This window comes from Chitinophaga sp. CB10, from assembly GCA_001870995.2.
GTDB lineage: Bacteria > Bacteroidota > Bacteroidia > Chitinophagales > Chitinophagaceae > Chitinophaga.
In genome coordinates, this window is record MLAV02000016.1 from 112700 (window position 1) to 128787 (window position 16088).

The window sequence follows — 16088 nt, forward strand, 5'->3', positions numbered from 1 at the left end:
GCGGGGCTTCTGTGTTTTAATACGGCCCTGGCCCCGTAACTCCCGCCGCCCGGCCGATGCCATTCTCCCGCCGCAGCCGTAGATCTCTCCCCCTAAAAAAACAGAATACCCGTTATATTTGCCCATACTCATACACAATCAACATATGTCCGACAACAACTTCAAACCTTTTGTTCCCGCGACTGCCCGGATGAAGGAATTCACCTTTAAATCCATTATCCTGGGTTGTATTTTCGGGATCATTTTTGGCGCGGCCACGGTGTACCTGGCGCTGAAAGCCGGTCTTACCGTATCCGCCTCCATCCCTATTGCCGTGATAGCCATCACCCTTGGCCGTAAGTTTTTCAAAACCACCATCCTCGAAAACAATATCATTCAAACCACGGGTTCCGCGGGCGAGTCCATCGCTGCGGGCGTGGTGTTCACCCTGCCGGGCTTCCTCTTCCTCAGCGATGGCGCCGGCGCGCAATTTTTTAATTACATCACCATCCTGACGCTGGCCATCATCGGCGGGGTGCTGGGTACGCTCATGATGATCCCCCTGCGCCGCTCGCTGATTGTAAAAGAGCATGGGGCGCTTCCTTACCCGGAAGGCACCGCCTGCGCGGATGTGCTGGTAGCGGGCGAAAAGGGCGGCGACTTTGCGAAGACCGCCTTCTGGGGCCTGGGCTTTGCTTTCGTATATGCGATCCTGCAAAAGATCCTGCACGTGATCGCGGAAACGCCGGGGTATATGACCCGCCAGGTAAATAAATTCTTCCCGTCCGCCAATCTCAGCGCGGATATAACGCCTGAATACATGGGCGTGGGCTACATCATCGGGCCCCGTATTGCCGGCGTACTTGTGGCAGGGGGCGTGCTCTCCTGGCTGGCGCTGATCCCTTTACTGTCATCGCTGCTGCCGGCGGATACGATTGCCACCCAACTGGTGAAACTCGGCTACCTTGCCAACCTGGCCACCCCGGGCGGACAAGGGAACTGGGACCCCGCCACGCATACCTTTTCAGATTATGCCTCCGCCATCTATTACGCCTATGTGCGGCAGATTGGCGCCGGCGCGGTGGCTGCGGGCGGTTTCATTACCCTGCTGAAAACCATTCCTACGATAATCTCCACTTTCAAAGGCAGCCTGGGCGCGGTGAAAGACAGCACCGGGAAGCAAACCGGCGCAGCGCCCCGAACTGAAAAGGACCTGAGCCTGAAAGTGGTCATCTTCGGCAGCCTGGCGCTGGTGGTGCTCATGGCCATCCTGCCGCAACTGCCGGGAGGCTCCATCGGCCAGAAGCTGCTGGTAGGCGCACTGGTAGTGGTCTTCGGTGCTTTTTTCGTAACGGTATCCAGCCGCATTGTAGGCTTGATCGGCTCTTCCAATAACCCGATTTCCGGTATGACCATCGCCACGCTGATGGGTACCTGCCTGGTGTTCATCGCCGTGGGCTGGACGGGTAAGATGTACGAACCCATGGCCCTTGTGGTAGGCAGCATGATCTGTATTGCCGCAGCCAATGCCGGCGGTACCAGCCAGGATCTGAAAACCGGTTACATTGTTGGCGCTACGCCGATGAACCAACAGATAGCCCTGTTCATCGGAGCTATTGTTTCTTCCATCGTCATCGGGCTGACCGTGAAGTTCCTTGACCGCCCTACGGCGGATATGATTGCCCATGGCGTGAAGGACCATGCCATCGGCAGCCTGTATTACCCGGCGCCGCAGGGCACGCTGCTGGCTACACTGGATATCGGTATCCTCTCCGGTAAGCTGGACTGGCAGTTTGTACTTGTAGGGGCCTTCCTTGCTATTACCATTGAGCTGTGCGGCGTTAACGCGCTGTCGTTTGCCGTAGGCGCTTACCTTCCGCTGTCCACCACCCTGCCCATCTTCATTGGGGGCGCTATCAGGGGCGTTGTGGATTACCGGAAGAAGAAGGCCAATATCCAAACCACTGCCGGGGAAGAAGAGCTGGGCAGAGGCAACCTGTTTGCCACCGGCCTTGTGGCAGGCGGCGCTGTGGCCGGGGTGATCATCGCTATCATGGCGGGCTTCGACTCTACCGCAGCCGGACTAGCAAAGTTGAACCTGCAGGAATCTTTCCTTGGCGCGTTGGGTCAGGGAGGATATTATATACTTGGAACGGGCTTCTTTGCGTTTATGGGTTGGTATCTTTACCGGGTGGCGACAAAATAAATCGCTTCCAAAAAAAATAATATCTTAATTTTATCTGATATATTACTATCTCCTATGCGTAAATATTTATCTGCTATACTGGGTGCTGTACTGTTTTTCAGCGTATCATGCGAGAAAACGGAAACAAAATCTGACGCCGACGACAGGAAGTTCATATCCCTGAAACTGGATAACCGGATTTACCTGGCAGAAAACCCAAAGGCAACCGCGTATCTGCCTAAGCTGGATGATTCCAACCCGGATAACGATTACCCGGTAATGGAAATCACCGGCACTACCTATACGGGCGATTATATTACGTTTAAACTGGCCGTACCGGAGTTGCCGTTTCATACAGGCCCTTATCCATCTTCTGAAACCGGCAACAGTATCAACATTTACCTCGCCAGCTCCAGTGGGGAAACGCTGAATTCCGGCAACAGCGGGGGATTTACCATCAACATCACCCGCATTACCAGCCAGTTTGTGGAAGGCGTTTTCAGCGGCGCCGTGCAGGACGTCAGCGGTAGCGGCGGCACGAAAGTGGTGCAGGACGGGACTTTCCGCGCTGTGTTGAAATACCAGGAATCTCAATAAGCAACTTTGTAAATGCTGCCATAAAAAAAATAACTCCGGGTTATCCGGAGTTATTTTTTTTATACGAAGTTCAGGTGCTCGTATTTAGCCTTGAGGATAGCCGTATCGTCCGCTCCCAGCCAGTTACCTAACAGGGTGGCATACACGCTTTTGAAGTCCACCTTGTATTGCAAATCCCCGTCTTTGAGGTGCAGGAGGTCTGGCCCTTCGTTCAGCACGCCTTTTTCTTTCAGTCCACCGCCGATGAGGAACATATTGTTGGCCGTTCCGTGGTCCGTACCGCCGCTGGCATTCTGGCTCACCCTGCGGCCAAACTCCGAGAAGGTCATTACCACTACATCTTCAAACCGGTTATTCTTTTTCAGGTCGCCGGTGAAAACGGTCAGCGCATCGCTCAGCTGCTGGAACAGCCGCTCCTGCTGCGCCTGTTGATTGATATGGGTATCAAAGCTGCCATGGGATACGTAATACACTTTGGTATTGATATCGGACATGATCAGGTTGGCAATGGTGCGCATGTTGCGGCCGAGTTCCGTATTCGGATACGCCTCTTTGGACTGGTAGGTTTTGATCTGCTGCTGGATGTAGGCCGCGGAAGAAATGGTTTCTCCCATGGTTTTATACAGGTAATCCACGTTGGCATGTTCCTCCTCGTGGGCATGCTGGCGGAGCAGGTCTTTAAAGAAAGGGTTGTTGCTGGTGCCGAACAGGCGTGTGGGGTCCGTTAGGGCGAGGCCTTTGGAAACTTCCCCTTTCAGCGCGAGGCTCAGCGTATCATCGATTTCCAGCGCCTGGGTGGGCTTGTCGCAGCCTTTGCACTGGGCGTCGAGGTAGCGGCCTATCCAGCCGTTGGTCCAATAGTCGGACGACTGGCTGGCGGTATGCCAGATGTCCATAGAGCGGAAGTGCGACCGGTCCGGGTTGGGGTAGCCAACGTTATTGAGTACGGCGAGGGAACCTTCGTCGTAGAGGGCTTTCAGGCCTGCCAGGCTGGGATGTATGCCCAGTTCGTCCGTCAGGGAAAGGGCTTTATCCCGCCGGATGCCCAGGGCGGGCCTTTCTTTATAGTAAATATCGTTGCGGTAGGGAATGATGGTATTCAGGCCATCGTTGCCGCCGGATAACTGCACAATTACCAGTACCTTATTGCCGGGAGGTACCAGCTCTCCCCGTTCGAGCGCTTTCAGAAACTTAGGCATCATCATCGCTGCGGAAGCGAGGGAGCCTACCTGTAGGAAACGTCTGCGATTGATTATGTTCATAATTATTTTTTTAGGGAGATGAAAAACTAGCAGAGTTGGTATTCCGGCGTACTCATAACGTCTATAGCGACGGTTTTAATATAGGCGTCACGGTTACCCATATCCGCATACTTTTCGAGTAACTGCCGGTTGGTATTGCCGGTTTTAAGCAACAGGGATGCGGCGATCGTTTCTGCCAGTTGTTCCCTGGGTACTTTTTCGTATGCTTTCAGGAATGGCGCCCAGTCGATGGTAGCATTGACTTTCCGGGCGTACTGCTTTTTGAGGAAGTCGTTGATTTGCAGCGTCATCTTGTAATTGCCGCCATCGCCCATTTCCGGCATGATTTCCTTTGCCTGGATGTTCATGGCCTGGGAGTAGAACACGATCTGCGGCACCCGGAGGCGGAACATGAGGCTGGAGCTGTCGATCCAGTTACGGCCGCCGGGCCACCCGGCTACGTTGGGCGGGTAAAACAGGACCTGGCCGAGGATACGCTGAAATACCAGCATGGTACCTTCTTCCTCGAAGCGCATGGGCACGGCCCGGCGCATACCTACGAGGAGTTCCACGGGCGATTTGATGCGGTTACCGACGTATTTGGGATCATAGAACCAGTCGGCCATAAAGATTTCCTGCATCAGGGATTTGAGGTTATAGCCGGAGTGATAGAATTTATCCGCGAGGTCGTTGATCTTTTCTTCGTCGGGGTTATCATCGACAAAGAACCGGAAAATCTTACCGGTGATGAATTTGGCGCACTGGCGCTGGTCGAGCAGGATGCGGAGGACATCGTCCCCGTTGTACAACCCGGTTTTTCCCAGGATGGTTTTAGCGCCATCGTCGTGCAGGCGTTCCCGGAATTTGAATACGCCGGCCTCATCGAATCCCCAGCCGGTAAAGGCCCGGGCGGCTTCTTTCACATCCGTTTCCGTATAGTTGCCGCGCCCGAGGGTGAACAGCTCCATGACTTCCCTGGCGAAGTTTTCGTTGGGATGTTGTTTCCTGTTTTGCTGGTTGTTAAGGAATTGCAGCATGGCGGGGGATTTGGAGACTGCGGAAAGGAGGTCCCCGAAGTTGCCGAGGCAGTTTTCCCGGATAACGCTGAGCAGCTGCTGGTTATACAGTACGTTTTGCGTACGGCAGGCAAAGTGGCCGTGCCAGAAGAGGCTCATTTTTTCCCGCAGGGGGTGTTCCGTATCCACCATGGCTTTCATCCAGGAAAGGTTCAGGTCCTTGATACCCTGGTTATTCAGCTGCTGGACGATTTTCTTTTCTTCCGCGCTCATGCCTTTGAGCTTTTGGTAGTCGGGCAGGTCCGCTTCGCTCATCACGTTCACATCGGCGGGCGTGTAGTGTTTTTTACCAATAAGTACCTGGTTTACAATCACCTTCCGCCGCTTGCCTGACCATTCGTTGATTTCGGGCAGCGTGGCGCCGAACCCGGCTCTCCATGCCAGATGCAGCATTTGTTGTTGTGAGGATACAGCGGCCATAGGCAGTATATATATTTTCCCTATGACCACAAATTGGAGTCCGGGTTTAACGGAATTTCCAGACGGGGAAAGTATCTCCTTTTTTAAACTGGGAAATATCGGCCGGCAATTCCATGAACGCATCCGCCAAAAGCAGGCTGGCAAGGTCTCCCGAGCCCTGGTAGGGTTGTGGGATGGCCATCAACTTACCATGTGGCTGGGATACTAATTTAACAGGAAGGTAATATTCGAGTGCGGGTTCAAAGCTCACTTTTGTGGACAAACTGGCATAGGTTGTTGCCGCGGGCCTTGCGCCCATGGCAGCCAACAGCCATGGCTGTACGTAGCGGTAAAAGCACATGAAGCCGGAAACGGGGTTTCCGGGCAGGGCGAATACTGCCGGGCCGTTCTGGAAGGTACCGAAGAGGAAGGGTTTTCCCGGGCGCTGGCGGACATGGTGAAACACCTGCTGCATGCCGAGTTCCTGCAGGACCTGCGGCAGGTAATCGAACTTGCCTGCGGATACGGCGCCGGAGCTGATCCAGACGTCCGTTTCCTTGATCAGGGGCGCCAGCTGGTGTTTCATGCTTTCCGCATGATCTTCCAGGTGCAGTACGGTGGGTTGGATACCGAGCTGTTGCAGTGAGGCGCTTAAGCTATAGACATTGGACATGCGGAGCTGATGCGGTTGCGGGGTGGCGTTTACCGGCACCAGTTCGTTGCCGGTGGCGATTACCACTACGCGCGGGCGTTTGCTCACCAGCACTTCCGTTTTGCCCACGGTGGCCAGTACGCCGGCTTCGGCGGGGCCGAGGAGCGCGCCATCATCCAGGAGGGTGGCATGTTCCTTTACATCGCTGCCTTTTTTGTGGATATGTTGTCCTTTTTTTACGGGGTGTTTGATGGTAAAACGGCGGAAGCCTTCATGTTCGGCGACTTCCAGGTGTTCGTACTGTACGACTGTGTCAGTGAGTTCCGGCAGCACGGCTCCCGTCATCACTTCCATGCAGTTGGCCGTATTGCCTAACTGCAGCTGTGGCGTGCCGGCGGCCTGTACGTCTTCCATTACAAAGACCCGCTGACCACGGGCATAGCTGTCGAACCGGATGGCGATACCATCCATCATTACGCGGTCGAAAGGCGGGAAAGGGCGGTCGGCATATACCGGCTCGCGCAATATTCGTCCATTGGCCTGTTCAAAAGGTACCAGCTCCGTTCCGGCATCCCGGACCGTTTCCAATACGGCAGCATAAGCTTCAGCGACAGTCAGCATCATTTATATTATTTTTGTAAGGAGCAGTGCAATAAATTTATGCTTTTATGGCCAATCCGTCAAACAAGGAATTCACACACCTGAATAAATCCGGGCAGCCGGCGATGGTAGATGTGAGTGATAAGAACATTACGCTTCGTGTAGCCGTTGCCGAGAGCCGCATTTTTTTACCGGAGGAAGTACGCAGCCAGTTTACCGAGCAGGACATACAGACCCGTAAGGGCGGCGTGTTTCAGACGGCGATCATTGCCGGCATTATGGCGGCCAAGAAGACGCCGGAGTTGATTCCGCTGTGTCATACGTTGTTATTGGATGGGGTAGATGTAAATATTGCGTTGGAAAGTGAAGAGGCAGTGATCAGGTGTACGGTGAAAACGACGGGGAAAACCGGCGTAGAGATGGAAGCCCTCACGGGAGCTACTGTAGCGGCGCTGACGGTGTATGATATGTGTAAAGCGTTTACGCATGACATGGTGATCAGGGAAACGAAATTGATTAGTAAGACGGGAGGGAAGGCGGATTATGCGCGGTAGGGGGGTAGGCTGGTTAGAGATTTTTTCAGTTAATACAACAAACATATGCCGGATAATACACCCTTAAAAGGATTATTGCTGTGCGGCGGTTACAGTTCGCGCATGCAGGAGGATAAGAGCCGCATTGCCTATCATGGCATGCCTCAATGGGAGTACCTGGTATCGCTCCTGCAGCAGGTAGCAGGGGAAGTGTACATCTCCTGCCGGCCGGATCAGCTCAATGCCGGCGAGGGTTTCAGCAGTTATCCACACCTCATTCCCGACAGCGTGGAAGGCGGCGGGCCGGCCGTAGGGCTCATCAGCGCGCACCGGCAGGAGCCGGAAACAGCCTGGCTGGTATTAGCCTGCGATCTGCCGTTGATCAGTCTTCAAAGTTTGCAATTATTGGTTAGGGAGAGAGATAGCGCCTGCACGGCCACCAGTTTTATCAGTCCTTTCAACCAGCTCCCTGAGCCACTGATCGCCATTTGGGAGCCCGCAGGACTGGCGGCGCTGGAAGCCAGCGTATTATCGGGCGGGCCTAAGTGCCCCCGTAAATCTATGCTTGCCGGAGGAAATGTAAAAGTCTTGGAGAACCCCTGGCCGCAGGAGCAGTTTAATGCAAATACCCCGGAGGAGAAGGCTGAAGCGGTTTTAATGGCAAAGGGGAGGAAGGAATTATAAGGGGGGGAATAACCTTTGCGCGCTTTGCTCCTTATGCATCTTTGCGAGCAACTACTCCGCCTGCAATTATTTCCCTTTGCGCGCCTTGCTCCTTATGCATCTTTGCGAGCAACCACCCGCCTACACCACCTCTCCATCAGAAAAGAATTCCTTCTTCCAGATAGGCACGGTCGCTTTCAGCGTATCGATCGCATATTCGCAGGCATCGAAAGCGATGCCCCGGTGCACGGAGGAAACCGCTACTACCACCGCTACTTCGCCGGGCAGCTTATCCCCCACGGCATGCAGCATTGCGAGCTTTTTAATATCCCATTGCCTGGCAACATCGTCCGCAATTTTCTGCATTTCGGATAAGGCCATTTCCTTGTAGGCTTCGTAAAATAACTTGTCTACCGCCCGGCCTTTGGTATCATTTCTCACCTTACCGGTAAATACTACTTCGCCGCCGCAGGCAGGGGAATGAATAAAGTCCAGCGCTTCCTGGATGGTGATATCAGTTTCTATTTTCAGTAATACGTCCATGTGTAAAAAATCAGTTCAGCCTCCGCTCACCGGCGGGATAACGGCAATTTCATCGGTAGCGCCTACCGCCTGCCCGTCGGCCGCATAGGCTTTATTTACGGCAATCATCAGCGATTTCAGCTGCTGCAATGCAGGGTAGGTAGCCAGTAACCACGCTTTTAGCTCGCCCGCGGTGGTAATCCCTTCAGGCAGCTGCATCCGGGCCGTCCCTGCAATATCCTTTGCCACCCCAAACAGCATTACATTCATATCTTCCAAAATTATTGACTAAAACTACAATATAGCAGCGATAAAGTAGTAATTTTAGTTCGAGGTAAATGTTTTTTTATGAAGATAAGGCTCCGTGGGAATAGTATCCGATATCGCCTGGATAAAATAGATATGGAACTGCTGGAAACCGTTGGTAAGATCGATTCCATCACCCATATCGGCGCGGGTACGCTTCACTTTGTAATCAGGGGAAAAGACATTCCCGCTCCCATAGCAAAACTGGAACATGACGGCGTACACCTGCTGATTCCCATTACCCAACTGCATTTGTGGATCAGCTCCGGCGAGGTAGGCTTCAGCCTTAACATCGCCAATGAGGACGGCAGCAATCTCGCCATCCTCGTGGAAAAGGATTTCAAATGCCTGACCGATCGTGATGAGGACGACAGCCAGTCGTTCGATAACCCAATGGCCAGTAAAAACTGCTGACATGCTGCAGGATGCTCATCACCGTATTATCAACTATGTACGGCTGTCGGTAACCGACCGCTGTAACCTCCGCTGCACCTATTGCATGCCGGAGAAGATGCAGTTTGAGCAACATGGTAATATCCTGTCCGACGAGGAAATCCTCCGGTTGATGAAGCTCCTGGCCTTCGACGGTGTTAACAAAATCCGCATCACCGGCGGCGAGCCATTTATGCGGCCAGGCCTGATACTGCTCCTGGAAAAAATAAAACGCATACCCGGTATTACGGATATTTCCATTACCACCAACGGCGTACTCACTAAAAAATACATTCCCGCACTGCGGAACCTGGGCATACGCCATATTAACCTCAGCCTGGATACCCTGCAGGAACAAAGGTTTACGCAGATCACCCGCCGCGATAAATTCCATGCCGTGATGGACAGCTTCCATACGATGCTGGAACATGATATGCAGGTGAAAGTGAACATGGTTGTGATGGAAAATGTGAACACCGATGAAATCATCGACTTTGCACGGCTTACCGAGCAGCAAAACGTAGGTATCCGCTATATTGAAGAAATGCCGTTTAACGGCCAGGACAAAGGATTCTCGGGCGTCAGCTGGGATTACCACCGCATCCTGGCTGCCATCAGCGAGCATTATCCTTTGGAGAAGCTGCAGGACGCGCCGCATTCTACTTCCGTTAACTATAAAATTCCCGGATTCCAGGGCGCCATCGGCGTTATCCCTGCCTATAGCCGTACTTTCTGCGGCACCTGCAACCGGCTGCGTATATCCGCTACCGGTGGGTTAAAGACCTGCCTGTACGGCAATTCCATGCTGAATGTACGGGACCTGATGCGCAATCCCGAATTCACGGATATGCATATACGAAACGGCATACAAGGAGCAGTAAAGGAAAAATATATCGATGGCAGGGAAGCGGAGAAGCATTATCTCACGGGGATTATGGAGAGTATGTCGCTGATAGGGGGATAGTTAAATGTCTCCTTGTTCGATGGAAGGAGGATTTCAATAAGACCAGCAAATTGACAACGCTTTCTTTCCCATAATACCAGCAACCCCGCGTTCCTTCCACCCCACCCGCACATGTACACCGTCCTATTTCAACAACATCCTCACCCCCGCATACAATATCAGCAAAGCTGTAGCAGCCGCCACCCACTTCGGTTTCAGCACTTTCGCACTCAGCCGCGCTCCTATCTGCCCGCCGATGATCACCGCCAGCAACAACGGAAAGACCACCTCCCAGTTAAAAACAATCTGCTTTTTGGCCACCTGCCCCAGGATGCCGGAAATAGAGTTCACCAGGATAAAAAAGCTACTGAGGCCGGCAATATTTTTTGACGTATCGTACTTTCCCAATTTCAGTACAGGCGCCAGGTAGATACCTCCCCCGATCCCTGTCATACCCGATAGCAGCCCAATTCCGCCTCCTATCAGTCCGTACAGGTAGCCATTACTTTGCCTTACCTCCTCGCTGGCTTTATTTCTCTCAAAAAATAACCGATAACACATACAAACCGCCGCAAGGGTTAAAGCTAATCCCAGCAACAGGAAAAACGTTTCCTGCTTTAACGGCAGGTAACTGCCCACAAAGGCCATGGGCACGCTGATGAGCGAGAGCTGCCAGGCTTTCTTCATTGGCAGGTGCCCCTGTTTGTAGAAGTGATATACCCCGCCGGTAACCACGGCGATGTTGCAGAGCAACGCGGTTGATTTCATAAGCTGGAAATCCATGCCCCAGAGGGCCAGGATAGCGAGGTAGCTGGAGCCGCCGCCAAAGCCGGCCGCGGAGTAGAGCAAGGCTACCAGGAAAAACAAGAGGCAGAGTGTCAGCACTTGATGTGGATTAGTAAGTGGCCATGGTATCGTCGATGGTGCATGCCCAGGCATGGATGCCGCCTTCAACGTTATAGATATCCTTCACCCCCAGTTCCAGCAACCGCTGCGCCACGGCCCTGCTTCGCATACCGTGGTGGCATAGTACGGCCACCGGCGCGCTGATGTCTAATGTAGGAAACTGCTGCAACACCTGTCCCATTGGGATGTGCACCGCCTGCGGCAGGTGGCATATCTCCCACTCATCGTCTTCGCGCACATCCAGCAGGAGGAACTTTTTGCCCGTCGCAATCCAATCCTGCAGCTGCTGCACGTTGAGCGGCTGCACGCCGGCAACGGCGCATACATCCTGGTGGTAATCCGGCAGTAAGGTTTTGAGCTGCCTGTTTTCCTCCACGGGCTGGAAGTTAAAAATATGCTGCATGTTGTGCAGGGTATCGATTGTCATGAGCTGATTGCGCAGGGGCGTACCGATACCGGTGATGATTTTCACCACTTCGTTTGCCTGGTAGGTACCGATGATGCCGGGCAGCACCCCCAGCACGCCAATCTCGCTGCAGTTCAGCATTTCACCCTGCTCCGGCGCTTCGGGGAAAATACAGCGGTAGGTAGCGCCGCCCTGGTAGTTGAACACGCTCACCTGGCCTTCGTATTTGTAAATAGCGCCATAGACGAGCGGTTTGCCTGCTATCACGCAGGCGTCGTTGATGAGGTAGCGGGTACCGAAATTGTCGGTACAATCTACGATCACATCATATTTTTCTATCAGGGAGATGGCATTGTCTACCGTGATCCAGGTATCGTGCATGATTATTTCGATCTCGGGGTTCAGCTGGTGCAGCCGGTGCGCTGCCAGCTTTACCTTCGGTTTTCCCTGGTCTGCCGTGGTGTAAAGCACCTGCCGTTGCAGGTTGGTGATGGATACATTGTCGTGCTCCACAATACCGATGCGGCCTACGCCCATGGCGGTCAGGTATTGCAACACAGGCACACCTAAGCCGCCGGCGCCTATCACCAGTACGGATGCGTTTTGCAGCATCTGCTGCTTTTCAGGTCCAAATCCTTCCAGTCTTGTCTGCCGGTCGTAACGCATTGGGTTCAGTATTAGAAATGATCCTTAAAGGTAATAAATCGCTATACTTTTTTGTACATCATGACGATGTCGGAGAATACGCCCGGCGTAATTTCGATGCCGTCAGGGATGCGGCCGGCTTCCTGGAAGCCGAAGTTGCGGTAGAGTTGTATGGCTTTTTCGTTGGCGGCGGCTACCTGCAGGGTGATCAGCCAGAGGTCGTCATGCTCTTCCACCCAGCGCAGCATGGCCGTCATGAGGCGGCGGCCTACGCCCATGTTCTGATAGGCTTTAGCTACGCCTATACCCATTTCACCCACGTGGGTGCGTTTGTCGTGTCCGGTGTTATCCACATTCACTGCCCCGATGATCTGGCCTTTGACCTCTGCTACCAGCAGCAGCTGCCGGGGTTTATCGATATGCGATTTAATGAAGGCTTCCTCCCCCTCTACATCCAGCTCCATGGCTTCGCTGTGGTTAAACAGGAGAAAATCTGTTTCCGCAGTCATGCGCTGGTAGTTGGCCAGGAGTCCGGCAGCATCATTGAGGCGGGCCGGCCGTATGATCAACTCTTCTCCGTTCGGTAAAAAATGTCGCATGCTACGAAAATAAAAAAAGCGACCGTTTCCGGTCGCTGATTGTTTTAAACCTTACTAAAATTTTTATGATGCCTTGGCATTTGTTTTTACAAAGTCGAGCACAGCTGCCTTCTGGTCGTCGTTCAGTTTGGCTTTGCGGGCCATCCTGTCAATAATACCCGGCCATTTTTCAGCGGTGCGGGTTTCAGGCCATTTGTAACCATGACATTTATTGCAGTTCTGGCGATAGACCGTTTTCCCTTCAGAATCCGGGTATTTGGAGAAAGCGGCTTCCGTAGCGGCTGCTTTATCCGGATTGGCGGCGCCTTTACTGCAACCCCAAAGCAATATTGCGATTACTGATAACTGGAGTAGTGTTTTCATAAAGCTTTTTTGAATATATCAGATTAATTGACCATACTCAAGGTAAAGATTTTTTATGAATTACAGCTATTGGATCTTTCCGGCGCCGAAATAAGCCTGTAAAACCGCCGGGATGGCAATACCATCCTCATGCTGGTTATTTTCCAGGATGCAGGCCATGATGCGTGGCAATGCCAGGGAGCTGCCGTTGAGCGTGTGTAACAGCTGCGGTTTGCCGTTACCTTCCTTGAAGCGGATCTTGCAGCGGTTGCTCTGGTAGCTTTCAAAGTTACTTACAGAGCTTACTTCCAGCCATTTTTGCTGGGCGGCGCTGTACACTTCGAAATCGTATGTCAGGGCAGAGGTAAAGCTCATATCGCCGCCGCATAAACGCAGGATGCGATAAGGCAGCTGCAGGGATTGCAGCAGGCTTTCCACGTGCGCTACCATTTCGTCCAGCACTTCGTAGGATTTATCCGGATGGGTAAGCTGTACCAGCTCCACTTTATCGAATTGGTGGAGGCGGTTCAGGCCCCGCACATCCTTGCCATAAGAACCTGCTTCGCGGCGGAAGCAAGGCGTATAGCCGGTCATGCGGACAGGCAGGTCGGTATCTTTCAGGATCTCATCGCGGAAGAGGTTCGTTAAAGGCACCTCTGCGGTTGGGATCAGGTAGAAGTTATCTTCCGTTGCATGGTACATCTGGCCTTCCTTATCCGGCAGCTGGCCGGTACCAAAGGCGCTGGCCTCGTTGACCATGTAGGGAGGGGCAAACTCGGTGTACCCTGCGTTGATGTTATAATCCAGGAAATACTGGATCATGGCGCGCTGCAGGCGGGCGCCCTTGTTCTTATACACCGGGAAACCACTGCCGGTGATTTTATTTCCGAGCTCAAAATCGATCAGATCGTATTTTTTAGCGAGGTCCCAGTGGGGTACTGCACCGGCGTGCAACGCAGGGATTTCGCCATGCTGGCGTACTACTACGTTGTCTTCCGGGGTTTTGCCTTCCGGCACCAGGGTAGACGGGAGGTTAGGGAGTTTTACCAGGGTATCCAGCAGTTCCTTTTCTGTAGCGTTCAGGGCTTCGTTTACCGGCGCCAGGCGACCTTTCAGTTCGTTTACCTGGTTGCGCATGGCTTCCCCTTCCTCTTTTTTGCCCTGGCCCATCAGCTTACCAATCTCTTTGGAGAGGCTGTTTACCTGCGCCTGTGTTTCATCGTATTCCAGTGTGAGCTTCTTACGCTTGTCGTCCAGCGCAATCACCTCATCCACCAGGTGGGTATCTTTAAAATTTTTGACAGCCAGTCTTTCGAGGACCAGCTCTTTATTCTGACGTATAAACGGTACTTGTAACATTATTGATTTTTAAAAATTTGGACAAAGATAAAGGCTATATCAGATATTTTCCTACGATAGGAACGCGGCGGCCCACGCCAAAGGCCTTGGACGATACGCGAATGATCGGACAGAACTGGTTGCGTTTGTATTCGTTCGTGTTCACCATTTTCAATGTCCGCGAGACGAGCGCTGGGTCAAAGCCCTGCGCAATAATCTCCCGCGGCCCCTGCCGGCGCTCAATGTACTGGTACAGGAGCTTGTCGAGTACGGCATAATCCGGGAGGCTGTCACTGTCTTTCTGCCCCGGACGCAGTTCCGCCGAAGGCGCTTTATCAATGATGTTTTGCGGGATGATCTCCTTCTCCCGGTTGATGTAACGGGCAAGGGCATATACCTGCATTTTATACACATCCCCGAGGACGGACAATCCGCCAGCCATATCCCCGTAGAGGGTGCCATACCCGGTGGATAACTCGCTTTTATTGCTGGTATTCAACAGGATATATCCGAATTTGTTGGATAGCCCCATCAGCAGGTTGCCCCGGATGCGGGATTGGGTATTCTCTTCCGCCACGTTAAACGGCAGCCCTTTAAAGTAAGGTTCCAGCGTTTGCAGGAAGCTTTCGTAAATCTGGTTGATGCGGATGATATCGTAGGGATTTTTCAGGTTTTCTGACAAGGCTACGGCATCGTCCACGGAATGTTCGGTGGAATAGGGGGACGGCATGAGTACGGCCCGCACGTTTTCCGCGCCCAGCGCATCGCAGGCGATGGCGAGGGTTACGGCGCTGTCGATCCCGCCGGAGGAGCCCAGGATGGCTTTGGTAAAGCCCATTTTCCCGAAGTAATCGCGGATACCGAGTACGAGCGCGTCGTAAATACGGTCAATGTTATGCTCGAACTCCAGGGTGGTAAGCGGCGTGAAGGCGCTGGTAGCAGCTGCCTCCGCGCCGTTGTGGAGCAGCGGTTCCAGGTCCACACCGTCCATGGCTTCTTCGAAGTAGGGCAGCTCCTTTACGATATTGCCCCGGGCGTCTACAATGAGGGAGCCGCCATCGAACACGATCTCCGTCTGGCTGCCGACTGTATTGCAGTAGAACATAGGCAGGCGGTATTTGAGCACGTTGGCGCGGATGATCTCCTTGCGGTCCTCATCATGGTCGTAATCAAACGGGGAGGCGCTGAGGTTGATCATCACATCCGGCTGTTGCTCCATGAGCTTGTCCATGGGGCAAATGCGGTAGAGCAGGTTTTCCCCCAGGTTCCAGATATCCTCGCAGATGGTGACTGCCAGCTTCTTTCCTTTGAAGGGGATGACGTTCCATTCAAAGGAAGGTTCGAAATAACGGTATTCATCAAACACGTCGTAGGTCGGGAGCAGTGTTTTATGAACGATATGTTTCACTTCGCCTTCGTAGAGGAACCATGCAGCGTTGAAGAGGTCCTTCCCTTCCGGCTGCGGGTTGCGGGCAGGCCCGCCCACGAGTACGGCGATGTCGGTAGCATGTTGTTTGATCTGGTCGATGGCGGCATAGCATTGCGCAATGAAGTCTTCGAATTCCAGGAAGTCCCTGGGCGGGTATCCGCACACGCAGAGCTCTGAAAACACCACCAGGTCCGCGCCCTGCGCCCTGGCGGCCTGTATGCCTTCAATGATCCTGGCTGTATTCCTTTCGAAATTGCCAATGTGATAATTCTGCTGTGCCATTATGATCTTCATA

Annotated in this window: 17 protein-coding genes; 6 read left to right on the plus strand and 11 right to left on the minus strand. The window is 53.1% G+C overall.

Annotated features, from left to right (window positions below; translation table 11 throughout):
• Positions 1-145 precede the first annotated feature (145 nt).
• Both BOC67_RS20205 and BOC67_RS20210 read left to right on the plus strand, forming a co-directional pair.
• Positions 146-2185 (plus strand): OPT/YSL family transporter, encoded by a 2040-nt coding sequence (locus BOC67_RS20205; RefSeq protein WP_291912885.1) that lies wholly within the window; start codon positions 146-148, stop codon positions 2183-2185.
• A 54-nt stretch (positions 2186-2239) separates the two neighbouring features.
• Positions 2240-2761, plus strand: coding sequence for a hypothetical protein (locus BOC67_RS20210; protein WP_291912888.1), 522 nt, complete (start codon positions 2240-2242; stop codon positions 2759-2761).
• A gap of 59 nt (positions 2762-2820) precedes the next feature.
• Here the strand turns inward: BOC67_RS20210 and BOC67_RS20215 are convergent, their stop codons facing one another.
• From BOC67_RS20215 to BOC67_RS20225, 3 genes are read right to left on the minus strand one after another with little or no spacing between them, the layout of a single operon-like run.
• Positions 2821-4023, minus strand: coding sequence for a DUF1501 domain-containing protein (locus BOC67_RS20215; protein WP_291912890.1), 1203 nt, complete (start codon positions 4021-4023; stop codon positions 2821-2823).
• A gap of 26 nt (positions 4024-4049) precedes the next feature.
• Positions 4050-5498, minus strand: a complete 1449-nt coding sequence (locus BOC67_RS20220; RefSeq protein WP_291912892.1) for a DUF1800 domain-containing protein — start codon at positions 5496-5498, stop codon at positions 4050-4052.
• A gap of 46 nt (positions 5499-5544) precedes the next feature.
• Positions 5545-6753, minus strand: a complete 1209-nt coding sequence (locus BOC67_RS20225) for a molybdopterin molybdotransferase MoeA (protein WP_291912894.1) — start codon at positions 6751-6753, stop codon at positions 5545-5547.
• Between the two features lie 44 nt (positions 6754-6797).
• On the opposite strand from BOC67_RS20225, the gene moaC reads away from it, so the two are divergent.
• Both moaC and BOC67_RS20235 read left to right on the plus strand, forming a co-directional pair.
• The gene (gene moaC / locus BOC67_RS20230) at positions 6798-7283 is read left to right on the plus strand and encodes a cyclic pyranopterin monophosphate synthase MoaC (protein WP_291912896.1); all 486 of its coding nucleotides are present in this window, start codon (positions 6798-6800) and stop codon (positions 7281-7283) included.
• A gap of 45 nt (positions 7284-7328) precedes the next feature.
• Entirely contained in the window at positions 7329-7946 is a 618-nt protein-coding gene (locus BOC67_RS20235) for an NTP transferase domain-containing protein (protein WP_291912898.1), read from the plus strand.
• Between the two features lie 120 nt (positions 7947-8066).
• On the opposite strand, the gene BOC67_RS20240 is transcribed toward BOC67_RS20235, so the two are convergent.
• Positions 8067-8468, minus strand: coding sequence for a molybdenum cofactor biosynthesis protein MoaE (locus BOC67_RS20240; protein WP_291912901.1), 402 nt, complete (start codon positions 8466-8468; stop codon positions 8067-8069).
• Between the two features lie 15 nt (positions 8469-8483).
• Positions 8484-8717: a molybdopterin converting factor subunit 1 gene (gene moaD, locus BOC67_RS20245; RefSeq protein ID WP_291912903.1), complete on the minus strand. Its 234-nt coding sequence runs from the start codon at positions 8715-8717 to the stop codon at positions 8484-8486.
• A 78-nt stretch (positions 8718-8795) separates the two neighbouring features.
• Between moaD and BOC67_RS20250 the strand changes: the two genes are divergently transcribed.
• On the plus strand, positions 8796-9167 hold the full coding sequence (locus BOC67_RS20250) for a hypothetical protein (RefSeq protein WP_291912905.1): 372 nt from the start codon (positions 8796-8798) through the stop codon (positions 9165-9167).
• Position 9168: 1 nt separating this feature from the next.
• Positions 9169-10149 (plus strand): GTP 3',8-cyclase MoaA, encoded by a 981-nt coding sequence (gene moaA, locus BOC67_RS20255; RefSeq protein WP_291912907.1) that lies wholly within the window; start codon positions 9169-9171, stop codon positions 10147-10149.
• 123 nt (positions 10150-10272) lie between these two features.
• Here the strand turns inward: moaA and BOC67_RS20260 are convergent, their stop codons facing one another.
• The 6 genes from BOC67_RS20260 to BOC67_RS20285 form a co-directional block, all read right to left on the minus strand.
• Positions 10273-11013 (minus strand): sulfite exporter TauE/SafE family protein, encoded by a 741-nt coding sequence (locus tag BOC67_RS20260; protein WP_291912909.1) that lies wholly within the window; start codon positions 11011-11013, stop codon positions 10273-10275.
• A gap of 10 nt (positions 11014-11023) precedes the next feature.
• Positions 11024-12106 (minus strand): HesA/MoeB/ThiF family protein, encoded by a 1083-nt coding sequence (locus BOC67_RS20265; protein WP_291912911.1) that lies wholly within the window; start codon positions 12104-12106, stop codon positions 11024-11026.
• Between the two features lie 41 nt (positions 12107-12147).
• Positions 12148-12684: a GNAT family protein gene (locus BOC67_RS20270; protein ID WP_291912913.1), complete on the minus strand. Its 537-nt coding sequence runs from the start codon at positions 12682-12684 to the stop codon at positions 12148-12150.
• 63 nt (positions 12685-12747) lie between these two features.
• Positions 12748-13047, minus strand: coding sequence for a cytochrome c (locus tag BOC67_RS20275; protein ID WP_291912914.1), 300 nt, complete (start codon positions 13045-13047; stop codon positions 12748-12750).
• A gap of 66 nt (positions 13048-13113) precedes the next feature.
• Entirely contained in the window at positions 13114-14385 is a 1272-nt protein-coding gene (serS, locus tag BOC67_RS20280) for a serine--tRNA ligase (protein WP_291912915.1), read from the minus strand.
• A 34-nt stretch (positions 14386-14419) separates the two neighbouring features.
• Entirely contained in the window at positions 14420-16087 is a 1668-nt protein-coding gene (locus BOC67_RS20285) for an NAD+ synthase (RefSeq protein WP_291912917.1), read from the minus strand.
• Position 16088: the final 1 nt, after the last annotated feature.